Origin of the sequence: Streptomyces ambofaciens ATCC 23877, assembly GCF_001267885.1 — a bacterium.
Lineage (GTDB): Bacteria > Actinomycetota > Actinomycetes > Streptomycetales > Streptomycetaceae > Streptomyces > Streptomyces ambofaciens.
The window spans coordinates 7442678-7467253 of record NZ_CP012382.1 but is presented as its reverse complement, the minus strand read 5'-3'; the positions used below and the strand labels follow the sequence as shown (position 1 = coordinate 7467253).

At 72.6% G+C, this 24576-nt stretch carries 19 protein-coding genes; 11 read left to right on the top strand and 8 right to left on the bottom strand.

Going from position 1 to position 24576, the window contains the following annotated elements:
- Nucleotides 1–22: 22 nt before the first annotated feature.
- From SAM23877_RS32865 to SAM23877_RS32840, 6 genes are all read left to right on the top strand, one after another.
- Nucleotides 23–991: a hypothetical protein gene (locus SAM23877_RS32865; protein ID WP_053141142.1), complete on the top strand. Its 969-nt coding sequence runs from the start codon at nucleotides 23–25 to the stop codon at nucleotides 989–991.
- Between the two features lie 71 nt (nucleotides 992–1062).
- Complete coding sequence (locus tag SAM23877_RS32860) at nucleotides 1063–1401, top strand: SCO0607 family lipoprotein (protein ID WP_053141140.1); 339 nt, start codon at nucleotides 1063–1065, stop codon at nucleotides 1399–1401.
- A 265-nt stretch (nucleotides 1402–1666) separates the two neighbouring features.
- A complete protein-coding gene (locus SAM23877_RS32855; protein ID WP_053141139.1) occupies nucleotides 1667–2479 on the top strand; it encodes a hypothetical protein in 813 nt (270 codons plus the stop codon).
- Nucleotides 2480–2578: 99 nt separating this feature from the next.
- Nucleotides 2579–3442: a DMT family transporter gene (locus SAM23877_RS32850; protein ID WP_053141137.1), complete on the top strand. Its 864-nt coding sequence runs from the start codon at nucleotides 2579–2581 to the stop codon at nucleotides 3440–3442.
- A gap of 108 nt (nucleotides 3443–3550) precedes the next feature.
- Nucleotides 3551–5002: a basic amino acid/polyamine antiporter gene (locus tag SAM23877_RS32845; protein ID WP_053141136.1), complete on the top strand. Its 1452-nt coding sequence runs from the start codon at nucleotides 3551–3553 to the stop codon at nucleotides 5000–5002.
- Nucleotides 5003–5099: 97 nt separating this feature from the next.
- A complete protein-coding gene (locus SAM23877_RS32840) occupies nucleotides 5100–6362 on the top strand; it encodes an arginine deiminase (RefSeq protein ID WP_053141135.1) in 1263 nt (420 codons plus the stop codon).
- Nucleotides 6363–6384: 22 nt separating this feature from the next.
- On the opposite strand, the gene SAM23877_RS32835 is transcribed toward SAM23877_RS32840, so the two are convergent.
- Complete coding sequence (locus SAM23877_RS32835; RefSeq protein ID WP_107408691.1) at nucleotides 6385–6678, bottom strand: hypothetical protein; 294 nt, start codon at nucleotides 6676–6678, stop codon at nucleotides 6385–6387.
- 319 nt (nucleotides 6679–6997) lie between these two features.
- Between SAM23877_RS32835 and SAM23877_RS32830 the strand changes: the two genes are divergently transcribed.
- On the top strand, nucleotides 6998–7450 hold the full coding sequence (locus SAM23877_RS32830; protein ID WP_079030577.1) for a hypothetical protein: 453 nt from the start codon (nucleotides 6998–7000) through the stop codon (nucleotides 7448–7450).
- A gap of 10 nt (nucleotides 7451–7460) precedes the next feature.
- Here SAM23877_RS32830 and SAM23877_RS32825 read toward each other — a convergent pair whose 3' ends face one another.
- Nucleotides 7461–9836 (bottom strand): glycoside hydrolase family 65 protein, encoded by a 2376-nt coding sequence (locus SAM23877_RS32825; RefSeq protein WP_053141133.1) that lies wholly within the window; start codon nucleotides 9834–9836, stop codon nucleotides 7461–7463.
- A complete protein-coding gene (locus SAM23877_RS32820) occupies nucleotides 9833–12223 on the bottom strand; it encodes a phosphoketolase family protein (protein ID WP_053141130.1) in 2391 nt (796 codons plus the stop codon). The genes SAM23877_RS32825 and SAM23877_RS32820 overlap by 4 nt, the downstream gene beginning before the upstream one ends.
- Before the next feature lie 647 nt (nucleotides 12224–12870).
- On the opposite strand from SAM23877_RS32820, the gene SAM23877_RS32815 reads away from it, so the two are divergent.
- The gene (locus tag SAM23877_RS32815) at nucleotides 12871–13554 is read left to right on the top strand and encodes a TetR/AcrR family transcriptional regulator (protein WP_053141128.1); all 684 of its coding nucleotides are present in this window, start codon (nucleotides 12871–12873) and stop codon (nucleotides 13552–13554) included.
- Between the two features lie 167 nt (nucleotides 13555–13721).
- Nucleotides 13722–15338, top strand: a complete 1617-nt coding sequence (locus tag SAM23877_RS32810; RefSeq protein ID WP_162492168.1) for an MDR family MFS transporter — start codon at nucleotides 13722–13724, stop codon at nucleotides 15336–15338.
- A gap of 141 nt (nucleotides 15339–15479) precedes the next feature.
- On the opposite strand, the gene SAM23877_RS32805 is transcribed toward SAM23877_RS32810, so the two are convergent.
- Together SAM23877_RS32805 and SAM23877_RS32800 are read right to left on the bottom strand one after the other, a co-directional pair.
- Nucleotides 15480–15992, bottom strand: coding sequence for a GNAT family N-acetyltransferase (locus tag SAM23877_RS32805; RefSeq protein ID WP_053141124.1), 513 nt, complete (start codon nucleotides 15990–15992; stop codon nucleotides 15480–15482).
- Between the two features lie 181 nt (nucleotides 15993–16173).
- Complete coding sequence (locus tag SAM23877_RS32800) at nucleotides 16174–17397, bottom strand: phospholipase D-like domain-containing protein (protein WP_053141121.1); 1224 nt, start codon at nucleotides 17395–17397, stop codon at nucleotides 16174–16176.
- 477 nt (nucleotides 17398–17874) lie between these two features.
- Here SAM23877_RS32800 and abc-f point away from each other — a divergent pair, with 477 nt between their 5' ends.
- Both abc-f and SAM23877_RS32790 read left to right on the top strand, forming a co-directional pair.
- Nucleotides 17875–19509: a ribosomal protection-like ABC-F family protein gene (gene abc-f, locus SAM23877_RS32795; protein ID WP_053141119.1), complete on the top strand. Its 1635-nt coding sequence runs from the start codon at nucleotides 17875–17877 to the stop codon at nucleotides 19507–19509.
- A 99-nt stretch (nucleotides 19510–19608) separates the two neighbouring features.
- Nucleotides 19609–20064 carry a flavodoxin family protein gene (locus tag SAM23877_RS32790; protein ID WP_053141116.1) on the top strand — a complete coding sequence of 152 codons (456 nt, stop codon included), beginning with the start codon at nucleotides 19609–19611 and terminating at the stop codon, nucleotides 20062–20064.
- A 17-nt stretch (nucleotides 20065–20081) separates the two neighbouring features.
- Here SAM23877_RS32790 and SAM23877_RS32785 read toward each other — a convergent pair whose 3' ends face one another.
- From SAM23877_RS32785 to SAM23877_RS32775, 3 genes are all read right to left on the bottom strand, one after another.
- A complete protein-coding gene (locus tag SAM23877_RS32785; protein ID WP_053141114.1) occupies nucleotides 20082–21725 on the bottom strand; it encodes a hypothetical protein in 1644 nt (547 codons plus the stop codon).
- Nucleotides 21722–23557, bottom strand: coding sequence for a flavin-containing monooxygenase (locus SAM23877_RS32780; protein WP_053141112.1), 1836 nt, complete (start codon nucleotides 23555–23557; stop codon nucleotides 21722–21724). The genes SAM23877_RS32785 and SAM23877_RS32780 overlap by 4 nt, the downstream gene beginning before the upstream one ends.
- Before the next feature lie 125 nt (nucleotides 23558–23682).
- Nucleotides 23683–24444 carry a response regulator transcription factor gene (locus SAM23877_RS32775; protein WP_079030576.1) on the bottom strand — a complete coding sequence of 254 codons (762 nt, stop codon included), beginning with the start codon at nucleotides 24442–24444 and terminating at the stop codon, nucleotides 23683–23685.
- Between the last annotated feature and the right edge of the window lie 132 nt (nucleotides 24445–24576).

The window sequence follows — 24576 nt, the reverse complement described above, 5'->3', positions numbered from 1 at the left end:
CGTCGAGAGGAGGCGAGACCCCATGCGGCGCGAGAGCGGCGGACACGACCGGACGAGTGGTGGCCCCGGCGCGGCCTCGGTCGAGTCGGTCCTCGACGAGCTGTACGCCACACCGCCTTCCGAGTTCGTCTCCCGCCGTGAGGAACACGCCGCGGCCGCGAGAACCGCCGGCCGCAAGGAGGACGCACGCCGGGTCCACGCCGCCCGGCGGCCCACGCTCGCGGCCTGGGCGGCGAACCTGTTGAGGCGCTCCCGACCGGAGGAGACCGGCCGGTTCCTGGAACTGGGACGGGCGCTGCGCGAGGCACATCGCACGCTGGACGCCGTCGGCCTCAGGGAGCTCTCCGACCAGCGCCGACGCATCGTCTCCGCGCTGTCCCGGCAGGCCGCCCGGCTCGCCGGCGAGGCGGGGCACCCGCTGTCGGAGGCCGCGCGGCGCGAGGTCGAGGCGACCCTGCGCGCGGTGCTCGCGGACCCGGACGCGGCCGACCGGTGGGCCGGCGGACATCTGACGGTGTCGCTCACTCCCCCGTCCGCGTTCCCCCCGGACGGTGCTCCGGCCGAGCCCACGCCACGCGAGTCGCCGTCCCCGCCGGAGACACCTCGCGCCACGCCGGTCGACCGGACGAAGGACGAACTCGCCGAGCGGCGCCGCAGACGGCAGGAGGAACTCGATCGTGCCGAGCAGGCGGCGGAGCGGACCGCGCGACTGCTGCGCGACGCACGCGCGGAACGGGCGGACGCCGACGCCTCACTGCTGCGGGCGAAGGAGGAACACGACCGGGCCCGTGCCGAGTTGTCCGCCGCGGAGCACCAACTGCGGCAGGCACGGGAGGGACTCGACCGTGCCGAACGGGGACGGCGGGATGCCGAGGAGCGGGGCCGCACCGCGGCGGACGCGCTCACCCGGGCCGAACGCGCGGCACGGGAGGCCGCGCGTCAGGTGGACCGTTCGGCCTCCCGTGTCAGGCGTTGTGGCCCGTCCGACTGAGTACCCGTACTCATGAGCCGCTTCCCGTCCGCGGGGGAGGCTGACCGTACAGTCACCCGAAGGAGCCCGTCGTGCGTGTCACCGGCCGAGTCCACCGCCCCGCCCCCACCGGCGTCAACCGCGCGACGCGGTCCGTCCGGAGTCTGGTCCTGGCCGCCGCGACGGCCGCCGCGGTACTGACCGGCTGTTCGACCCAGGACGCGGTCTGCGGTGGCGGTGAGTACCCGGTCATGACCATCGGCGGCACCGGCAGCACATGTGTCCCCGACGGCGAGGAGCCGCCCGAGGGTTACACCCGCTACCCGCAGGGCAAGGTCCCCGAGCACGTCGGCGACGAGTGGGACACCTACTGGCAGACCCACACGGTCGACGAGGACGGGAAGACCGTCGAGGTGCCCGACGGAGAGTGAGTGCCGAGGACTCCCGCCCCGAACACGCGCGCGAAGAAGCGTCGGCACATACCACGTTGGCGGCCATACGTGGTATACCGGCCCGGCAGCAAACAGGGGAACAAGCGGCGCCCACCGTCCGTACTATCTGTGTCAGCACAGTCGGCGACAGTCACCTGTTCTCCGCTGCCGGGCGCCGATGGGACCTGGTTCGCCATGTCCCGCGCCCGACGTCCCGCCGTTCCTCCCGAGCCTTCACGGCCGCGAATCGAGGAGAGTCACCACCATGTCCGAGAGCACGATGCAGGCCGCCACCGAACTCGCATCGCAGTACAGCGTCCAGGTCACCGACGACCTGGAGCGCAACGTCAAGGAGCAGGAGCGCGTCAGCGCGGAGATCACCGCCCTGCAGCAGCAGTTGGCCGCGCTCCAGCACGACCACGCACTCCTGGTCAACGTGCAGCAGGCGCTCGGCATCGCCGCGCCGCCGGCCCAGCAGACGACAGCACCTGAGCCGGCCGCCACCGAAGCGGCGACGGTGCCCGCTCCCCGTGACAGTGCCACCACGGAGCCGGCCACCGGGAAGCGGACGCGAGGCGGGAAGACCACCGCCGCGCCCAAGCGCGCCACCGCGCCCAAGTCGGGTGCCAAGTCCGCCAAGTCCACCAAGACCGCCACCACCAAGCAGGCCGGCAAGGCCACCGCGAAGCCGGCCACCAAGGCCGCCAGGAAGCCCGCGGCGAAGAAGGCGTCGACCCAGGCCGCGACCGGGACCGCCGCCTCCGCCACCGCACCCTCCGCCTCCTCCGCGAAGCAGCCCGCCCAGCCCACCCTGGTGGAGCTGGTGCGCAAGCACCTCACCGAGCAGAAGGAACCGCGCTCCGCCGCCGAGGTCACCACGGCGCTGGGCGAGGCCCACTCCGGACGCACCATCAAGACCACGGTCGTCCGCACCACCCTCGAAGGGCTCGTCGCCAAGAACCTGGCCCAGCGCACCAAGCAGGGCACCTCGGTCTACTACACGGCCACCGAGGCATCGGGAGCGCAGCAGAAGCAGGACACCGGGACGGAGACGCCCGACACGCCGGGCGACAACTGACCGCGGGCGCAACCGGCGCCGACAGGCGCCGGCTCCGTCCCCACCCGTCGCGGTGCGGCGCGGCGCGCGCCCGAGCGTGAACAGGGTGAGGATCGGTGGATGGGTGTTGTACTGCCGGTGCTCTTCGCACTTCTCGCCGCGTTCAGCAACGCGCTGGCCACCGTGCTCCAGCGGCGGGCCGCACTGAGTGTGCCGCAGTCCCAGGGGTTCCGCCCCGGACTCGTCGTCGACCTGCTGCGGCGGCCGGTCTGGATCGCCGGCATGCTCGCCGTCGTCGTCGCCGGTGTGGGACAGGCGGTGGCTCTCGCCACCGGGCCCCTGTCACTCGTACAGCCGTTGTTCGTGCTGGAGCTTCCGCTGGCCCTGCTGTTGGCCTCGCTGATGACCGGCCGCCACCTGGCCCCTCCCCTGTGGCTGGCCGTGGGCGGGGTGGTCGTCGGACTCGGCATCGCGCTGGCGTCGGCCGCTCCGGGCGGCGGCACGGCGGAGGTGCCGCTGGATCGTTGGCTGTCCGCCCTGGCGGCCTGTGCCGGAGCGGCCGTACTGCTGGCCGCGGCCGGTCTGCGGCGTCCCGTCGGCAAGGCCCGCGCCGGTTGCCTCGGTGCGTCCACCGCCGTGTGCTACGCCCTGACGGCCGCTCTGATGAAGGACTCGATGCGCGTCCTGGAAACCGAGGGTGTGACGGGCTTCCTGACCACCTGGCAGACCTACGCGTTCGCCGCGGCCGGCGTGGGCGCGGTGCTGCTGTTGGAGCACGCCATGCAGGGCGGCCCCCTCGTCGCCTCCCAACCCGCCCTCACCCTCGGAGACGCGGCGGTGAGCCTCCTGCTCGGCGTGGTCCTGTACCGCGAGGACCTGCGGGGCGGCTGGTGGATCGTGCCGCAGTTGCTCGGTGTGGCCCTGATCGTCGTCGGCGTCCTCACCCTCGCCCGGCGCGGCATCGATCTGCGCACCGGCGAGTGAACTCCGGCCGGACGCCTTCGCGTGTGCGCCGGCCGCCGGGGACGAGATGCCCGACCTCACCAGGTGATGCACAGTGGTCGCAATCGCACCGCGACCCAGAGGAACGGCATGTCGCAGGCCGCCACGTCCGCCGCCGGTCAGGCACCGCCGGCCGCGAAGTTGCCGCTGTTCACCCTGACGGCCATGGTCGTCGGGTCGATGGTGGGTGCCGGCGTGTTCTCACTGCCGGGGCGGTTCGCCGAGGAGACCGGCGTCGCGGGAGCACTGATCGCCTGGGCGATCGCCGGCACCGGCATGCTGATGCTGGCCTTCGTCTTCCAGTCCCTCGCCGTCCGCCGGCCCGACCTCGACGCCGGGGTGTACGCCTACGCCAAGGCGGGCTTCGGCGAGTACCTGGGCTTCTTCGCGGCCTTCGGCTACTGGGCCAGCACCTGTGTGGGCAACGTGACCTACTGGGTGCTCATCATGTCGACCGTCGGCTCGGTCTGGCCGGCCCTCGGCGACGGGGACACCGCCCTCGCGGTCGTCCTGTCCTCGATCGGGCTCTGGGCGTTCTTCTGGATGATCCGGCGCGGTGTGAAGGAAGCGACGGCCATCAACAAGGTCGTCACGGTGGCCAAGCTCGTCCCCATCGTGATCTTCGTCGTCCTGGCCCTGGTGTACTTCCGACCGAGCGTGTTCGCCGACAACTTCGGTGGGGCGGACTACTCCGGCTCCCTGTTCTCACAGGTGCGCGGCACCATGCTGGCCACCGTGTTCGTCTTCCTCGGCGTCGAGGGCGCCAGCGTCTACTCCCGGCACGCCCGGCGCCGCTCCGACGTGGGCAGGGCGACGGTGCTCGGCTTCCTCAGCGTGTTCGCCGTCTTCGCCTCGGTGACCATCGTGTCGTACGGCGTCATGCCGATGGCCGACATCGCCGACCTGCGCCAGCCGTCCATGGCGGGCGTCCTGGAGGCGGCCGTCGGGACCTGGGGCAGGGTGTTCATCAGCGTCGGCCTGATCGTGTCGGTGCTGGGCGCCTACCTCGCCTGGACCCTGATGGCCGCGGAGGTGCTCTTCGTCGCGGCCCGGGACGACGACATGCCGCGCTTCCTGAGCCGCGCCAACGCCGTCGACGTGCCCGTACCGGCGCTGCTGATGAGCTCGCTGCTCACCCAGGTGGTACTGATCGCCACCAGCTTCTCGGACGACGCCTTCAACTTCGCGCTCAACCTGACCAGTGCCCTCTCCCTGATCCCTTACCTGCTGGCGGCGGCCTTCGCCGTGCGGCTCGGCACCCGGGACGACCCGCGCACCGAGGGCGGCCGGACCTCACGGCGCGAACTGGTCGTCGGCGCCGTCGCCACGGTGTACACCACGTTCCTGCTGTACGCCGCGGGCCTGAAGTTCGTGCTGGTCTCCTTCGTCCTCTACGCCCCGGCGACCGTCCTGTTCGTGATGGCCCGGCGTGAACAGGGCCGACGGCTGTTCTCCCCGGGGGAACTCGTCGTCCTGGCCGTCTCCGTGGCCGGCGCGGTGCTCGGGGTCGTGGCCCTGGTGGCCGGGTGGATCAGCCTGTGAACCGCGCCTCCTCGGGTCCTCCCCCCGTCCCGCCTCCGCAAGTCCCTCCGCCCGGTTTCCGCAAGTCCCCCCGTCCCGCCTCCGCAAGGGAGCCCGTGTGACCAGCAACGAAGGCACCGTCGAGCCCGCGCTCGGCGTCCACTCCGAGGTCGGCAGGCTGCGCAAGGTCCTGGTGTGCTCCCCCGGGCTCGCGCACCGGCGGCTCACCCCGACCAACTCGGACGACCTGCTCTTCGACGACGTGATGTGGGTGGAGAACGCCCAGCGCGACCATGCCGCGTTCGTCGGCGAACTGCGGCGCCGCGGGGTGGAGGTGGTGGAGCTGCACGACCTGCTGGCGCAGGTCATGGCCGTCCCGGAGGCCAAGGCGTGGCTCCTGGACCGGAAGATCGTCGCCAACCGGGTCGGCGTCGGCCTCGTCGACGCGACCCGGGCCTACCTGGAGACCCTGTCCCCCAGGGAACTCGCCGAGTACCTCGTCGGCGGACTGGCCACCAGTGACCTGCCGGAGGACTTCCGCTCCCCCCACCTCGCGCTCGCCCGCGAGTCCACCGGCGCACGCGAGTACCTGATGCCGCCGCTGCCCAACACCCTGTACACCCGCGACACCACCTGCTGGCTGTACGGCGGCCTCACCCTCAATCCGCTGTACTGGCCCGCGCGGCACGACGAAACGCTGCTGATGAAGGCGGTCTACACCTTCCACCCCGACTTCAAGGGCTCGCGGGTGTGGTGGGGAGACCCCGAAGCCGACTGGGGGCAGGCCACCTTCGAGGGCGGTGACATCATGCCGGTCGGCAACGGTGTCGTCCTCATGGGCATGAGCGAGCGAACCTCGCGCCAGGCCATCACCCAGGTCGCCGCCGCGCTGTTCCGCAACGGCGCCGCGCGGCACGTCGTCGTCGCCGGGATGCCCAAGCTGCGGTCGGCCATGCACCTGGACACCGTCTTCACCTTCGCCGACCGGGACGTGGTGACCCTCTACCCGCGGATCATGGACGGGGTGCACGCCTTCTCCCTGCGCCCCGCCGACCGGAGTCCCGGCTTCGACGTCGTCGACGAGGGCACGACCCCCTTCGTGGACGTCGTCGCCAAGGCGCTCGGTCTGCCCTCGCTGCGGGTGGTGGAGACGGGCGGCGACGCCTACGCCTCCGAACGCCAGCAGTGGGACAGCGGCAACAACGCCGTCGCGGTGGAACCGGGGGTGGTGTTCACCTACGACCGCAACACCCAGACGAACGCGCTGCTGCGCGAGGCCCGTATCGAGGTCGTACCCATCGTGGGTGCGGAACTGGGCCGCGGCCGCGGCGGAGGCCACTGCATGACCTGCCCGCTGGTACGGGACCCCGTCGACTTCTGAGCCGCCGCGGACGCTCCACACGTCAGCGGCAGAAGCCGTACGCCTGCTCCAGCCACCGGTGCAGCGCCGCGTGCACGCTGCCGGGCAGTTCGCTGAGCCGTGCGATGGCGGCCCGGTCCCCGGCGGAGGGTGCGATGCCCGCCGCCGTCAGGAGGGCGAGCAGGTCCAGGCGGCGCAGGTCGACGGGGTCGATGCGGCAGGGCACCCGCCGGGCCGGGTCGGGCGGCTGGAGCAGGAAGTCGTCCTGGGCGCCGCGGGAGTGCGGGCGCGTCGGGTCGGTGGGAGTCGGGGCGGTCGAGGCGGTCATCGTGTGCATACCGCGGTCCTCCGGTGGGTGAGTCGCCGTTCTTGACCGCATGAGACACCGGCGCGGCCCCGGTGGTTGCGGGCCGCCCCCACGACCACCCGGCGGATGCAATCGGCACCTTGTCGCACGAACCGGCCCGGCGCGGGCGTCGACGAGACGGCCTCTTCCCCGGGCACGCGCGCCCGGCCCGCTCGAGAACCCTCCCCAGCCCCCGGCCTCCGCCCGACCGGCTACGCCGTACGAGTGGTGCGTTCGCGGACTCGGTCGTACGGTCGGTACGGGGAAGCGGGGAGCGGAGCCGAGCGATCCCGAGCTGCTGGGAGCAGACATGGGCAGTATCCCGATGAGGGCCGCGGTCACGCTCTGTGCCGCCGCCGCGCTCGCCGTGCCCCTGGGCACGGCCTCCGCCGCACCGCCGGCGGAACGCACAGCGCAGCAGTCGCGGGACCCGGTGCTGGTCGACTGCTCCTCGCGGCCCGACGTACGGCCCGCAGTGTTCGTGCTGGCCTGCGGTGACGGCAACAGTCGCCTGGTCTCGATGCAGTGGTCCCGGTGGGACGCGGAGGCCGCGGTGGGCCGGGGCACCAACGCCGTCAACGACTGCGTTCCCTACTGCGCCGAGGGCACGTTCCACTCCTACCCGGTGACCGTCCGGCTCGACCGGCCGCAGGCCTGGGAGAAGGACCCGGGCGAGCGGCACTACACCCGCATCACCCTGACCTACACCGACGGCAGGCCGGACGGATCTCCCCGCACGGTGACCCACCCCCTGTGGGACTGAAAACCGGCGGTCAGTCCGGGAGCGCCAGTCGGCAGGTGTCCCCCGGCTGGAGGCGCACCGCGCGGTCGGGCAGCCGGACGTCGATCGGCAGGCGGCCGGAGGACGGCACGGCGATCTCCAGCCGGCCGTGCTCCAGCCGCAGCCGCACGCCCCAGTGGCCCTGGTAGCGGATGGAGAACCCGTACGACGACAGTTCCGGCAGGGGCACCGGATTCAGCCACAGGGCGCCGGAGCGGGTCTCCAGCCCGGTCAGCCCCCGCTGCACGAGGTCGAGGGTGCCCGCCATGGCGCCGAGGTGGATGCCCTCGCCGGTGGTGCCGCCCTGGAGGTCGGCGACGTCGCCCTTGAGCGCCTCCTGGACGTAGGCCCAGGCCTCGGCGCGGCGGGCCCGGGCCAGGATCCAGCCGTGGACGAGCCCGCTGAGGGTGGAGCCGTGGCTGGTGCGGGCCAGGTAGTGGTCGACGGTGCGCTGCCACGTCGCCTCGTCCAGGCGGTACCCCAGCCTCTCGAAGAGGGAGCGGAGCTCGGCCGGGGCGAACAGGTGGCCGAGCATCAGGACGTCGGCCTGCTTCGACGCCTGGTAGTTGTTGACGCTGTCGCCCTCGGCCTCCAGCACCCGGTCGAGGCGCCGGATGTCGCCGTACCGCTCGCGGTAGCCCTTCCAGTCGAGTTCGGCGAGCTCGCCGTACCCCTCGAACTGGCTCACGACGCCTTCGTGGAAGGGGACGTGGAGGGTGCGGGAGACGTGCTCCCACTGTTCGAGTTCGCCGTCGTCCAGGACGGTGCGCTCGACGAGTTCGCGACGGCGCGGTGCGGGCAGGGCGTCGAGGACCTCCAGGGTCCGGGTCAGCACCCAGGCGGCCGTGACGTTGGTGTACGCGTTGTCGTCGAGGCCCGGTTCGGCGGCGCCGGGGTAGGCCTCGTGGTACTCGTCGGGGCCGACGACGCCCCGGATGCGGTGCCGTCCGAGGTGCTCGTCCCAGGTGGCGGAGTCCGCCCAGAAGCGCGCGATCTGCAGCAGCATCTCGGCGCCCTTGGTGTGCAGGAACTCGGCGTCGCCGCTGGCCTCGCAGTACTGCCACACGTTGTAGGCGATGGCCGACCCCACGTGGTGCTGGAGGTGGGAGTGGTCGGGCAGCCAGCGGCCGGAGCGCGGATTGAGGTGCAGCTTCTGGGTCTCCTCGCGTCCGTCGCTGCCGCTCTGCCAGGGGTACAGCGCGCCGCGCCTGCCGATCGCGCGGGCGGCGGCGCGGGCCCGTTCCAGACGCCGGTGACGGTAGTGGAGCAGGGACCGGGACACCTCGGGAAAGTGCAGGTTGAGGTAGGGCAGGACGAACAGCTCGTCCCAGAAGACGTGCCCGCGGTAGGCCTCCCCGTGCAGCCCCCGCGCCGGTACACCGACGTCGAGGTCGGCGGTGTGCGGCGAGAGGGTCTGGAGCACGTGGAAGAGGTGCAGGCGCAGGATGCTGCCGGCCTCGCCGGGTACGTCGAGTTCGGCGCGCCGCCACAGCTGGCCCCAGGCCGTGCGGTGCGACACCAGCAGGGCGTCGAAGCCGGGGGCGTCGGCCACCCGGTCGAGGGCGGCCTGCAACGGGTCGCTGATCGCCGGGTCGCGTGAGGTGTGCAGGGCCACGATCTTGTCGACGGTCACGGTACGGCCCGGTTCCGGCCGCAGGGTGGTGCGCTGGGTCACCCGCAGGTGCTCACGGGCCGGGGTGACGGGCGCGTCGGCCGTCGTGCGGGCCGCCATGCCGACCCGGATGTCCGACGTACGGGTGCGGCAGCGCAGCCACACCGTGTCGTCGTCGCCCGCACCGGTGTGCACGTGGGTCAGGTGGCGGCCCTCCAGGTCCCGGTAGCGCGGCACCCCCGAGTTGGTGACGCCGCCGTCGAGCGCCGCCTCCACCTCGATCTCCGCCGCTCCGGCGTCCACCGTGAACTCCGTGCGCAGGGCGGCGAGGTGCGGGTCGGCCATGTGCACCATGCGCAGCTGGCGCACGGACAGCACGCGTCCCTGTCCGATGCCGAGGTGCGTACGGCGCTCCAGCACCCCCGAGTCCAGGTGGACGGTCTGGCGGTGGTCGAGCACCTCGGCGGTGTCCGGCGTGAGCCAGTCCCCGCCGGCCACCTTGAAGCGCAGCGGCAGCCAGTTGGGGAGGTTGACCATGTCCTCGTTCTCCACCTCGCGTCCCGCGACGGAGGAGGTCAGCCGGTTGTAGCCGCCGGCCACGTAGGTGCCCGGGTAGTGCACGTCGTCCGCGGTGCACTCGGGCAGCGCGCCGCGGGTGGCGAAGTAGCCGTTGCCGAGCGTGCACAGCGACTCGCGCAGCCGCTCCTGAGCCGGGTCGTAGTGGTCGTAGTCCCACGTCGACGGGGTGGCGGTCACGGAGAGCCGTCCCAGGACCAGTCGGCGACCTCGGGCAGGTCGACGCCGTGTTCGCGGATCCAGTCGTGGTGGCGCAGCCGGGTGTCCTCCATCCGCTGCCGTACCGCCGCCGCGCGCACGGCGAGGCCGGGCACGCGGTCGATGACGTCCATGACGAGGCGGTAGCGGTCCATGTCGTTGCCGAGCACCATGTCGAAGGGCGTGGTGGTGGTCCCGATCTCCTTGTAACCGCGCACGTGCAGATGGGCGTGACCGGTGCGCCGGTACGCGAGCCGGTGGATCAGCCAGGGATACCCGTGGTAGGCGAAGACGACCGGCTTGTCGGCGGTGAACAGGCCGTCGTACTCGAAGTCGCTCATGCCGTGCGGGTGTTCCCCGCTGGGCAGCAGCCGGGCGATGTCGACGACGTTCACCACGCGCACGGCGAGGTCCGGCAGGTGGCGGCGGATGAGCTGGGCCGCGGCCAGTACCTCCTGGGTCGGCACGTCGCCGGCGCAGGCGAGTACGACGTCGGGTTCGCGGCTGCCGTCCTCGGTGCCGGCCCATTCCCAGATGCCGGCGCCGCGCGCGCAGTGCACCCGGGCCTCCTCCATGGACAGCCAGTCGAAGCAGGGCTGCTTGCCCGCGACGATCACGTTGACGTAGTCGCGGCTGCGCAGGGCGTGGTCGGCGACGGAGAGCAGGGTGTTGGCGTCCGGCGGCAGATAGACCCGGACGGCTTCGGGACTCTTGTTGAGGATGTGGTCGACGAAGCCGGGGTCCTGGTGGGAGAAGCCGTTGTGGTCCTGGCGCCAGACGTGGGAGGTGAGCAGGTAGTTGAGGGACGCGATGGGGGCGCGCCAGGGCAGGCGCCGGGTCACCCTGAGCCATTTGATGTGCTGGTTGACCATCGAGTCGACGATGTGGACGAAGGCCTCGTAGCAGGAGAACAGTCCGTGCCGGCCGGTGAGGAGGTAGCCCTCCAGCCAGCCCTGGCAGGTGTGCTCGGAGAGGATCTCCATCACCCGTCCGTGCCGGTCGAGGTCCTCGTCGACGGGAAGCGTCCGCTCCTGCCAGGCCTTGCCGCTGGCGGCGTAGACGGCCTGGAGGCGGTTGGAGGCGGTCTCGTCGGGGCCGACGAGGCGGAAGTCCCGGCGGTCGGCGGTGGCGTCCATGACGTCCCTCAGCAGGTCGCCGAGGACGCGGGTGGGTTCGTGCGCGCTCGCGCCGGGCCGTTCGACCGGGACGGCGTACTTCTCCAGGGGTGGCAGTGGCAGTTCACGCAGGAGCAGCCCGCCGTTGGCGAAGGGGGTGGCGCCCAGCCGGCGGGCGCCCGCGGGTACGCAGGCCAGGACGGAGGGCCGGGGGCCTCCGGCGTCGTCGAACAGTTCCTCGGGCCGGTAGGAGCGCAGCCACTGCTCCAGCTGCCTCAGGTGGTCCGGGTCGGTCCGCACGGCGGACAGGGGGACCTGGTGGGCGCGCCAGGTGTTCTCCACCGGCAGGCCGTCGACTTCGGCGGGGCCGGTCCAGCCCTTGGGCGTGCGCAGCACGATCATCGGCCAGCGGGGGCGTTCGCCGGCGCCCTGCTCGCGGGCCGCCCGCTGGAGGGCGGCGATGCGGTCCAGGGCGGTGTCCATGGCGCGGGCCATGGCGCGGTGGACGGCGGCCGGCTCGTCACCGGTGACGTACAGGGGGTCGTGGCCGTAACCGCGCAGCAGTTCGTCGAGTTCGGACTCGGGGAGGCGGGCGAGCACCGTCGGGTTGGCGATCTTGTATCCGTTGAGGTGCAGGATCGGCAGGACGGCGCCGTCCTCGACCGGGTCGAGGAACTTGTTGGAGTGCCAGGACGTGGCCAGGGGGCCCGTCTCCGCCTCGCCGTCACCGATCACGCAGGCGACCACCAGGCCGGGGTGGTCGAAGGCGGCACCGTAGGCGTGCGAGAGCGCGTACCCGAGCTCACCGCCCTCGTGGATCGAGCCCGGCGTCTCGGGCGCGACATGGCTCGGGACGCCGCCGGGGAAGGAGAACTGCTTGAACAGCCGGGCCATGCCGGCCGCGTCCCGGGTGACGTCCGGGTAGGTCTCGGTGTACGACCCCTCCAGCCACGCGTTGGCCAGGACCGCGGGGCCACCGTGGCCCGGACCCCAGACGCACAGGGCGTCGAGTTCGCGGGCCTTGATCACCCGGTTGAGATGGGTGTGGACCAGGTTGAGGCCGGGTGAGGTGCCCCAGTGGCCCAGCAGGCGGGGCTTGACGTGCTCGGGGCGCAGGGGCTCGGTCAGCAAGGGGTTGGCCATCAGGTAGATCTGGCCGACGGAGAGGTAGTTCGCGGCGCGCCAGTGGGCGTCCAGACCGGCGAGCTCCTCGTCCGTGAGCTCGGCGGGCGCCTGCTGGGTGTCGACGGACATCCGGGGTCCTTTCCTTTTCGGGACAGCGGTCGGGCCGGCATGGACCGGGGTGCCCCGTGCCCATCCCAACCCCGAGCGAAGCGCTCGGGTACCCGACAGGGCCGTTCGGGTCACGTCGCCTTCTCGCGGAGGCGACCGGTGCCGGCGGGGTGCCGGCGACTTCGGTCCGTCGCGACCGGTGGCGTACCGAGCACCTCGGTCTGACCCCGGGAGGCCGGGCCCGGGCCGACGGGGCGGGCCGCGCGTCGGGCGGGGCCGGTTCCCCGGGAAGCCGTCTCGCCGGGCCGTGCCTCTCCCGGCTCCGGCTCCGGTGTGCCCAAGAGTGGCACGGCCGTCACCGGCGCCGACCCCGATGCCGACCGTGTCGACGCACCGAGTACCCCAACTTCCCCGCTGCACGCCGGACTTGCGGTGGCGGAACGGCATCGAGAGGGTCCGGCGGCCCGGCCCCTGTCACGGCCGTACGGGCCAGGCCGCCGCGACCACAGAACGGACCGTGGGCCGCCCCGGCGAGTTCAACGTCGCCGACGCCCGCTCTCCCGGCGTTCGGCCGGGCAGTCGCCTCGAACCCTCGCGACGCCGGGCGCCGCGTTCCCGGGAGGGTGCCGGACCGGGCCAATTTTGCATGGCGTGCATCTTTGCATACCATGCAACTTATGTCGGAGAAAGGTACCGCGGGGGGCGGTCTGCGAGAGCGGAAGAAGCGGGCCACACGTGTCGCCCTCACCGAGGCCGCGGTGCGTCTGGCCGCCGAGCACGGCGCGGAGAAGGTCACCGTGGAGGCGATCAGCGCCGCGGCCGGAGTGTCGGTGCGGACCTTCTTCAACTACTTCGACACCCGCGACGACGTCTTCGTCCTGACCGGCGCCGACACCAGCGCGCACGTGCGCCGCGCGCTGCTCGCCGCACCGGCCGGGCTCACCCCGCTCGAAGCCCTGCGCGACGCCTTGGCGGCGGAGCTGGCCGAGGCCGAGCAGCAGCACGAGCTGTGGCGCCTGCACGGGAAGGTGCTGCGCGCCGCGCCGCACCTCTTCGTACGCAGTCTCGGCGCGCACATGGCGGACGAGACCGAACTGGCCGAGGCCATCGCCGAACGGATGCGCCCGGTCACCGGCGCCCCCGGCGACGCACCCGCGCCACCGGCCGCGTCGGACGAAGAGCGGCGCCAGGCGCTCGACCTCTACCCCCGGCTGCTGGCCGCGGTGGCGGTCACCGCCGTCCGGGTCAGCATCGATCACTGGTGCGCCCGCCCGGAGGTACGTGCCTTCAGCGACGTGTTCCAGGAGGTGTTCACCCTCCTCGCCGCCGGGCTGCCGGCGCCGCCCGCCTGACCAGCGCACCGCGCCGCCCGGCCTCCCGGCCGGGCGGCGCCACCCACCGTCCGATCCGCCCGCCCGGACGCCGAGGCCCTGCCCGGCCCGCGCGGATCACCCACACCACTGTCGAAAGAGAAGTCGTGACCGCAGCTCAGGCGCCCGCCGACGCGCCTCCCACCTCCATGAACCAGCGGCAGATACTTCAGGCCATGTCCGGTCTGATGGCCGGCATGTTCGTCGCCATCCTGGCGGGCACCGTCGTGTCCAACGCGCTGCCGACCATCATCGCCGACCTGGGTGCCAGCCAGTCCTCCTACACCTGGGTCGTCACCGCCGAACTCCTGGCGATGACCGCGACCGTCCCCCTGTGGGGCAAGCTGTCCGACCTCTTCAACAAGAAGCTGCTGCTCCAGGCCTCGCTGCTCATGTTCGTGATCGGCTCGCTGCTGGCGGGCTTCTCGCACGACACGACGCTGCTGATCTTCAGCCGGGTGGTGCAGGGCATCGGCGCGGGTGGTCTGACCGCGCTCGCGCAGGTCGTGATGGCCGCCATCATCCCGCCCCGGGAGCTGGGCAAGTACTCCGGCATCTTCGGTGCCGTCTTCGCCGTCGGTACGGTGGCCGGACCGCTGATCGGCGGTGTGCTGGTGGACACCGACTGGCTGGGCTGGCGCTGGTGCTTCTTCATCGGCGTGCCGTTCGCGCTGCTGGCCATCCTCCTGTTGCAGCGCACGCTGAAGCTGCCCACCGTCAAGCGCCAGGTGAAGATCGACTGGCTCGGGGCCTTCCTGATCGTCGCCGGTGTCTGCGCGCTGCTCATCTGGGTCTCGCTGGCCGGCAACCAGTTCGACTGGGCGTCCTGGCAGACCGCCGCCCTCGTCATCGGCGGTGTGCTGCTGCTGGGCCTGGCGGTCCTCGTCGAGGCCCGCACCGACGAGCCGGTCATCCCGCTCGACATCTTCAAGAACCGCACGGTCACCCTGACCACCGTCGCCAGCCTCCTGGTCGGCGTCGCCATGTTCGGCGGAACCGTCTTCCTCTCGCAGTACTTCCAGGTCTCCCTGGGCAAGTCGCCGACCGTCGCGGGCCTGATGAGCCTGCCGATGATCCTGGGTCTGCTGGTGTCGTCGACCGTCGCCGGGCAGCTGATCAGCCGGACCGGCAAGTGGAAGAGCTACCTGGTCGCGGGCGCGGTCGTCATGACGGTCGGCCTCGCGCTGCTCTCCCTGATCGACGCCGACACCCACTTCGGGCTGCTCAGCCTCTACATGGCCGTCCTCGGCGTCGGCGTGGGCATGCTGATGCAGAACCTGGTGCTGGCCGCGCAGAACGACGTGCCCGCGGCCGAGCTGGGTGCCGCGACCTCCGTGCTGTCCTTCTTCCGCAGCATGGGCGGCACGATCGGCACCAGCGTCCTCGGTGCCATCCTGGCCAACCGGGTCGCGAGCGAGATGACCAAGGGGCTGGAGAAGGCGGGCGCCGCCGGAGGGGCCGAGGGCGGCTCGGGCGGCGGCGCGCACAGCGTCCCGGACATGAGCACGCTCCCCGCCCCCATGCGGGAGATCGTGCAGCACGCCTACGGAGTCGCCACCGCCGACCTGTTCCTCGTCGCCACTCCCTTCGCGCTGCTCGCGCTGGTCGCCGTGGTCTTCATCAAGGAGAAGCCGCTGAAGACCACCAGCGGTATGGAGCGCCTGGCCGAGGAGGCCGCCGCGGGCGCGCCGGTCACCGTCCCCGCGCAGCGCTCGGGTGACACCGCGTCGAAGGCGGACAGCGGACCGGCGTCCCCGGTCGGCTGACCCGTCCGGCCGCGACACGGCACCACCTGAGAGGGGCCGCCCACCACGCACGGTGGGCGGCCCCTCGCGCGCGCCCGGCGTCTCGGCCGCGCGCGAGCGCGATCGCCGGTGGGACGCCGACGGAGGTGCGGCGTCCGCAGGTCAGATGCCGAACGGTGCCGCGTAGCGGACGGTGCCGGCGGGCAGCGGGTGGGCGGCGTCCAGTGTGAGGGCCATGAGGGCCTCGTCCGGGACGTCGAAGGTCACGCGGATACCGTGCGCGGAGGCCCGGCCGAAGCCGAACCTGGGGTAGTACTCGGGATGCCCCAGGACGACGACATGGCGCTCCCCCCGGCGCCCGGCGGCGTCCAGTGCGGCCCGGACGGCCGCCGAACCGGCACCGCTCCGCTGCCGCTCGGGCCGGACGGCGACGGGTGCGAGGCAGAGCGCCGGGCTCTCCCCGATGTGGCAGCGGGTCAGCAGGGCGTGGCCCACCGGGCGGTCGTCGTCGTCCACCGCGACGAGGGACAGGCCCTCGATCCACGCCTCGGGGTCGGCGCGCAGCGCGTCGACGAGGGCGGCCTCCTCCGCTGTGGGGAACGCGGCACGGACGATGTCACGGACGGCGGGGACGTCGGCGCCGGTCTCGGCGCGGGTGGTCCAGGTGGGGGACATGACGGAGGACGGTGCCCTTTCCGGGGTCGCGGTCGTCGGGGCGTGCGGTCGGGGCGCGGCCCGGGACACGAGGGAGACCCGGGCGCCTCGGACGGCGGCCGCGCGTGGGGGCGTCGGTCGCACCCCCTGCTCCCGCCCCGCGGTTCGCCAGGAGCGGGAGCGCCGCGGGACGGGGCTCGGGTCAGAGGAACCGGCGGATGGGCTGGACGGCGAGCTCCCGCGCCCGCTGGACGACGGAGCGTCTCTTCCACCTGCCCGCCCGGATCAGTTCGCTGACCTCCAGGTCCGCGTCGAAGTGCCGGTCCAGGGTCGCGGTGAACTCCCGGTCCAGCACGGCGAGCATGACCTCCTCGTCGTGGTCGAGCGAGCGGCGGTTGAAGTTCGTGGAGCCGATCAGGGCGGCGACGTGGTCGACGGTGACGACCTTGGCGTGCATCATCGTCGGCTGGTACTGGTAGATCTTCACCCCGCACGCGGTGAGGTCCTCGTAGTAGTGCTGCCCGGCCAGCTGGCAGACCCGCTTGTCCGTATGCGGCCCCGGCAGGAGGATCTCCACCTCGACCCCGCGCCGCGCGGTGGCGCACAGCAGCTCGACGAAGTACGCGTCCGGCGAGAAGTAGGCGGTGGCCAGACGGACGCGCTCCTCCGCCGACTCCAGCATCACGCGGATCAGCGTCTGCATGTCCTGCCAGCCGAAACTGGCCGAGCCGCGCACCACCTGCACGATGGAACCGCCCTGCGGGCGGTGCTCGACGAACCGGTCCCGCTCGTCGAAGAGCTCGTCGTGGCACTCGGCCCAGTTCTGCGCGAAGGCCGCGGCGATGCCGTCCACCGCGGGACCGCGGACCTCGACGTGGGTGTCGCGCCACTCCCGCGGGTTGCGGGCGTCGCCGCACCACTCCTCCGCGATCCCCACCCCACCGGTGAAGGCGGTCTCCTCGTCGACGACGAGGACCTTGCGGTGACAGCGGTGGTTCTGCTTGAGCGGTGAGAGGTACAGCGGCTTGCGGAACCAGGCCACCTGCACGCCGGCCCGCTCCATGGTGCGCAGCTGCTCCGCCTCGATGAGCCGGCTGCCGAACCCGTCCAGCAGCAGCCGCACCCGCACCCCGGCCCGGGCCCGCTCCGCCAGGGCCTCCGCGAACCGGCGGGCTATGTCGCCCTTCCAGTACACGAACGTCATCATGTCCACCGTGTGCTCGGCACGGTGGATCCCGGCCAGCATGGCGGTGAAGATCTCGTCCCCGTTGCGCAGCGCGGTGAGCGAGTTGCCCTCGGTGGCCGCGATGCCGATCAGCCGCTCCAGACGCCGCCGTATGCGCGTGACGCGTTCCTCGACCGACGGTGCCTCGCGCACCGCAAGGGTCGGCCCGGTCAGCTCGGGCGGTTCCTGCGTACTGGTCATGGCTCCCCTCGCCGGATCACGACGACGAACCGTCGGGCCGCGGCGCCCGGTCCGGCGCGGGCTGAGCGGCGAGCCGACTTTACCCCCGGCCACCGGACCCGCGGAGCCCGGCCACCGGCCGGCGCCGGTACCCGCAGGACGGGTGGGGCGGGCGGGGCGCGGAGGGGCGGCCGCACCGTCCCGTGGCACCGGCGGCCCCGCTGCCGGAAGAAGCCGGGCTGTTAAAGTGGGGAAGACGTTGATCGTCTGTCGAACGCCTCCCGGGCTCGTCCGCCGAGCCGGATCCGGGCCCGTTCGAGTCGTGTACCGAGGAGTCACAGACATGGTGGGTGAAGACGACATCTCCGGGTGATACCCGGATCTGAACGGCCACGCGGGCGCACGGATGCGCCGCCGCGGTGGCCTCGTCGTCATTCCCTTCCCCGATCTGCCCGGGCAGCGTTCTCCCGCTGCCCTCTTCTCCACGAGGTCGTCTCCATGTCCGACGCCGCCGTCCGCTGCTCCCACCTGTCCTTCTCCTGGCCCGACGACACGCCTGTCTTCGAGGACCTGTCCTTCACCGTGGGCACGGGCCGCACGGGCCTCGTCGCCCCCAACGGCTCCGGCAAGAGCACGCTGCTCAAACTCATCGCCGGGGAGCTGCGGCCCGGCACCGGGGCCGTGTCGGTCTCCGGTGCCCTCGGGTACCTGCCGCAGAGCCTCCCGCTGACCGGTGACCTCACCGTGGCCGAGGTGCTGGGCGTCGCCTCCGTGATCCGCGCCATCGACGCGGTCGAGTCCGGGGACGTGGCCGAGGAGCACTTCACGACCATCGGCGACGCGTGGGACATCGAGGAACGCACCCGCGCCCAGCTCGACCGCCTCGGTCTGGACGACCTCACCCTGGACCGGACCCTCGGCACGCTCAGCGGAGGGCAGGTCGTCTCCCTGGGACTCGCCGCGCAGTTGCTGAAGCGGCCGGACGTGCTGCTGCTCGACGAGCCCACCAACAACCTCGACGTGGACGCCCGGCACAAGCTGCACGACGTGCTGGCGGACTACACCGGCTGTCTGCTGCTGGTCAGCCACGACCGTGCGCTGCTCGACCGCATGGACCGCATCGCCGAACTCGGCCGTGACGAACTGCGCTTCTACGGAGGCAACTTCACCGAGTACGAAGAGGCGGTCCGCGCCGAGCAGGAGGTCGCCGAGAAGAACGTCCGCAACGCCGAGCAGGAGCTGAAGCGGGAGAAGCGGGAGATGCAGCAGGCCCGCGAGCGCGCCGAGCGCCGTGCGAGCAACGCCGCCCGCAACCTGAAGAACGCCGGTCTGCCCCGTATCTTCGCCGGCACCATGAAGCGGGGCGCGCAGGAGTCCGCGGGCCGGGCGGGGCAGACGCACGCCCACCGGGTCGGCGAGGCGCGGGCCCGGCTCGACGAGGCGGAGCGCTCGCTGCGCGACGAGCAGCGCATCACCCTGGACCTGCCGGAGACCCACGTGCCCTCGGGGCGCAACCTCTTCCTCGGGCAGGGACTGCGGGTCCGGCTCGGCGACCGGGAGGTGTTCCCGGGCCAGGGCGTCGACCTGACCGTCCGGGGTCCCGAGCGCATCGCGCTGACCGGCCCCAACGGCGCCGGCAAGAGCACCCTGCTGCGTCTGGTCGACGGCGACCTGGAACCGGCGGGCGGCGAGGTCAGGCGGGCCGAGGGGCGCGTCGCGTACCTCTCCCAGCGACTGGACCTGCTGGACCCCGACCTGACGGTCGCCGAGAACTTCACCGCGTACGCGCCGCACCGGCCTGAGGCCGAGCGGATGAACCTGCTGGCCCGCTTCCTCTTCCGCGGCGCCGGGGCCCACCTGCCGGTCGGCCTGCTCTCCGGCGGCGAGCGGCTACGGGCCACCCTCGCCTGCGTCCTGTGCGCGGAACCCGCCCCGCACCTGCTGCTCCTGGACGAGCCGACCAACAACCTGGACCTGGTCAGCGTCGGCCAGCTGGAGAGCGCCCTGAACTCCTACCAGGGGGCCTTCGTGGTGGTCAGCCACGACCAGCGGTTCCTCCGCGAGATCGGCGTCGGCCGCTGGCTGCGGCTGGCCGACGGAGAGCTGACGGAGACCGGGGCGCCCGAGGTGTGAGCCGCCGGCGTGCCGACCCGGCCCCTCGGGGGGCGTGTGACGCGTCGTACGGGGTGGCGTTCCTTGCGGCCGGCGGGTGCGGGGCGGCAGGCTTCGGCCGTGGCCACTTTGCTGATCGTGCATCACACGCCCTCGCCGAACTGCCAGGCGATGCTGGAATCCGTCGTCTCCGGGGCGACCGCCCCCGAGATCGAGGGGGTACGGGTGGTCCGGCGCGCGGCGCTGGCGGCCACGGCGGTCGACGTACTGGAGGCCGACGGCTACCTATTGGGCACCCCGGCCAACCTGGGGTACATGTCCGGGGCCCTAAAGCACTTCTTCGACCAGGTCTACTACCCCTGTCTGGACGGGACGCGAGGCCGGCCGTTCGGCTACTACGTGCACGGCGGCAGCGACACCACCGGCGCGGTGCGCTCCATCGAGTCGGTCACCACGGGACTCGGCTGGCAACGTGCCGCACCGGCGGTGAGCGTGGCCGGTGAGCCCGGCAAGGCCGATCTGGAGGCCTGCTGGGAACTGGGGGCCACGCTCGCCGCCGGGCTGACGGACGACTGACGCCGGTCGGCCCGTCGTCAGGTGCCGGCCGGTACCGGGCCCAGCCTCAGCACCGTGCCCTCCCCGTCGGCCGACAGCAGCAGTGAGCCGTCCGGGGCGACGGCGAGACCGGCGAAGCGGGGTGCCAGGCCCGGCATGCCGCCCGCGAACAGCGCCGGTGCGGCGCCGGGGACCACACCCGGTGGCGGACCCACGGGGAGGTCCTCCGCCTCGATCCAAGTCTCCCCCGTGGTGAGCGAGATCGCCCGCAGCCGGCGAGAGGCGCTCTCCACGGTGAACAGATCGTCGCCCAGGACCGCCAGCCCCTGCGGGGCGCGCAACCCCTCGGCCACGGTCGTCGTTCCGCCGTCGCCGTCGCCGTCGCCGTAGGGGACGCGGACCACCGACCCGGCACCCTCGTCGCTCACGTAGCACCGGCCCCCGCCGTCGAACGCGACGTCGGCGGGGCGGACGAGGCCTTCCGCGAGCACCGTCGTCGTGTCCCCATGGCCGATGGCGATGACCCGGCCGGCCCCCGCCTCGGCGACGACGAGGGCGCCGTCCGGTGCGACCGCGACACCGAGGGGGCGGTCGAGTCCGGTCGCCCGTTCCCGCGTGCTTCCGTCGGCGGGGTCGTAGGTGACGACGGTGCCGTACTGCGAGGTGAGGTGCAGCAGGTCGCCGTCGGCGACGATGCCGTGGGCGAAGGTGAGCAGGGCCAGGGTGGTCACGTCGTCGCGGGTGCCGTCGCCCGGCGGCTCGGGGCTCGCCACCCGGTAGTGGTCGGCCGCGTACACCGTGCCGCCGAGGTCGACGGTGACGCCGTAGGGCCCGTCGAGTCCGCGCGGGACGATGTCCCGGGTCCTGCCGTCGGGGTGCAGCTCGGTGATGCCCCCGCTCGCGTAGCTGGAGACGAACATGCGGTTCTCCGCGTCGAACGCGGCGTTGTCCAGACCGGTCAGTCCGCTGGTGACGAGCGTGCGGGAGCCGGTGCCGTGCAGGTCGACGCGGGTCACGATGCCCTCCGCGCCACGGGAGAGGACGTGCAGGACGCCACCCCGGTCGAAGCGGACGGCGACCGGTTCGTGCACGTCCTCGGCGACCACCTCGGGCACGCCGCCGTCCGGCGGGATGCGCCAGACCTGGCCCGTGATCATGTGCGGGTAGTACAGGTGGCCGTCGGGGCCGAGTTGCATGGCGTTGCCGAGGGCGAGTCCGCCGGTGAGGACGACCGGTTCGCCGCCGTCCGGGAACAGTTCCAGCAGTCGGCCGTCGGGCTTCATCTCGTTGACGAAGAGCCGGTCGCCGACGCAGGTGATGCCGTTGGGGTTGGTCACGGCCGCGGAGACGAGGCGGTACTCGCCGGCGGGGTCGCGGCGCCACACCCGGCCGGGCACCAGGTCGGCGACGTACATCGAACCGTCCGCGCCGAAGGCGAGGTCGTCCGGCGAGCGGATCGGGCCGTCCATCGGGACGATCACGTCGACGTCGCCGGTCGCGAGGTCGACGGCGCTGATCTGCCCGGCCAGGAACTGGGCCACGTAGAGCCGCCCGTCGGGGCCGAACGCCACGCCGTTGGAGCCCCAGAGCCGGTTGGCGGGGTTCAGGCGGCTCACCTGCCGGCGCGGGCTCGAGACCCGGTGGTGGCCGGTCGGGTCGAACCGGCTGGGCACGGCCCTCACCGCCGCTCGTCCTCGACGAGGACCTCGGCCGTACCGCCGTCGGCCCGCCAGCGGCGCAGCAGGTCGTGGAAGGCGACCGGACCGTCGCCGTACGCCTGGCTGTGCTCCCGGGGCCGGCCTTCGTTGTTGTAGTAGCCGGGGGTGCACTCGGCGTGGAAGGCGTACAGGTCGGCCGCCTTCTCGCGGATGGTGGCGACCCAGGCGTCCTGGGCCGCGGCCGTAGGCTCGACGTACCGGGCGCGCCTCCGGCGGGCCTCGGCGACGATCTCGGCGACGTGGAGGGCCTGTTCGTCGAGGATGTGGACGTAGTTCACCGCGCTGGCGTTCTGCAGCGGCCCCAGCTGGAAGAAGTTGGGGAAGCCGTGGCTGTAGAAGCCGTGGAGCGTCTTCGGGCCGTTCTTCCAGGCCTCCAGCAGCGGTGTGCCGCCCCTGCCGTGCACGGGCAGTTTCCCGGACAGGACACCGGAGACGCCCGTCTCGAAACCGGTGGAGAGGATGATGCAGTCGACGTCGTACGTCTCGCCCCCGGTCACGACGGCGTGCTCGGTGATCCGCTCGACGCCGTGGGTGTCGGCGGTGTCGACGAGGGTGACGTTCGGCCGGTTGAAGGTCTGGAGGTAGTGGTCGCTGAAGGTGGGCCGCTTGCACATGTAGCGGTACCAGGGCTTGAGCTTCTCGGCCGTCGCCGGGTCCTCCACCACGGCGTCGACGCGGGCGCGCAGCTCGTTCATCTTCTGGAAGTCGGCGATCTCGTAGGCGAGTTCGCGCTCCCGTGGCGGGAGGTCCGCGTAGCCCTCGGTGGGGATCAGCTTCTGCTGGAGCCGGGCGGTGCTGGTCCAGGCGTCGCCGACCAGGTCCTCGTCGGCCCGGACGCCGGTGACGACCTCCAGGAAGTTGTCCCGGCGGCGGCGCTGCCAGCCCGGTTCCAGGGACTTCGCCCACTCCGGGTCGGTGGGACGGTTGTCGCGGACGTCGACCGAGGAGGGCGTGCGCTGGAACACGTACAGGTGCCGGGCGTCGGCTCCGAGGTGCGGGACCGCCTGGATGGCCGTGGCGCCGGTGCCGATGAGGGCGACGCGCTTGTCGGCGAGGCGGTGCAGTCCGCCGCTGGGATCGCCGCCGGTGTAGTCGTAGTCCCAGCGGCTGGTGTGGAAGACGTGGCCCGCGAAGGTCTCGATGCCGGGGATGCCGGGGAGCTTGGCCTGGCTGAGGGTACCGCTCGCGACGATCACGTAGCGGGCCCGCATGCGGTCGCCGCGGTCGGTGGTGACGGTCCACTCCGCCTCGGACTCGCCCCAGTGCAGGCCGGTGGCCTCGGTCTGGAAGCAGGCGTCCCGGTACAGACCGAAGTGCCGTGCGATCGCGCGGGCGTGCTGCCGGATCTCCTCCCCCGGCGCGTACCTCCACTTGGGGACGTAGCCGATCTCCTCCAGCAGCGGCAGATAGACGTACGACTCGATGTCGCAGTGGATGCCCGGGTAGCGGTTCCAGTACCAGGTGCCGCCGTAGTCACCCCCCTTCTCGATCACCCGGATCGAGTCCACGCCGGCCTGGCGCAGCCGCGCCCCGGCGAGGAGTCCACCGAAGCCGCCGCCGATGACCAGGGCCTCGACGCGATCGGTCAGGGGTGGCCTGGAGTGACCGGGGTCGGCGTGGGGGTCGGTGTCGAAGGAGGCGAGTTCGCCGGCGGGGCGCCGGTACTGGGCGTTGCCGTCCGGGCGGATCCGACGGTCGCGCTCGGCGCGGTACCTGGCGCGCAGGGCTATTGGGTCGAAGTCCTGCCCGTGGGGGCCCGAGGGCGCGGGGGCGGGGGTGGTGTGGGGGGCGGACATGCGCGTCCTGGTTCCTCTCTGCGGGCGGTGCCGGACGGGCACAGTCAAGCGAACCAGTCGGACAACTCCCTGACAGTCGCCCGTCGGTCACCGGACGTGGTGCACCTCACAGGGCCCTGCGTGGATCAGAACCGGGCGTGCCGTCCCAGCCAGTAGCCGAAGCCGCGGCGGGTGTGGATCAAGGTGTCCCCCTCCTCGTCGACCTTGCGGCGCAGGCGCGAGACGAGGCGCTCGACGGCGCCGACCGTGGGCAGGTCGGACCAGACGTGACGGCCGATCTGCTCCTTGGACAGCACCTGTTCCGCGTGCAGGAGGAGACAGCGCAGCAGTCGGTACTCGCCGGGAGTGAGCGGGATGGGGCGCCGGCCGCGCCGAGCCCGGCAGGACGCCTCGTCCAGGACCAGGTCGTCGTAGCGCAGGGCGGGAACCGGCCCGGACGCCGGCTCGGCCGCCCGCACCAGCCGCTCCGCCGTGGCGAGGATCTCCTCCGTCTGCACCGGTCCGTGCCCGGCGCCGGACCGCATGCTCCCGAGGAACTCGCCGCCGGCCAGCAGGAGGACGGGCGGCCGGGCGGGTTCGGCGAGGCTGCCCCTCGCGCCCCCGAGCCGGTGCAGGTCCGGCAGGGTCACGTCGAGGACGACCAGGTCGAAGCGGCGCTCCGTCAGCCGGAGCCTGGCCTCGGCGCCGTTGCGGGCGGGAACGACCCGGTAGCCGGCCAGCCGGAGCGTGGTCCGCAGCAGCTGCGCCGTGCGCTCGTCGCCGAGGGTGAGCAGGACGTGCGGCCCGCCCGTACGACGTGCGGCTTCCCCACCGCGGGACGCGCGGCCCCGGTGCTCGCGCGTGTACGGGTCGGCCTGGGCCGCGGGGGCGGACGGCGGCTTGGGCATGTGCGCCAGTTTAGCCGTCGCTTGCGTTACTCAAGCAATAAGGCTGTTCTCGGTCACGGCCGGACGCGTGCCGCCCCGCTCGGGCGGCCGATCGAGCGGGGCGGCACCGTCGCTGCGACGTCGGGCCGTCCT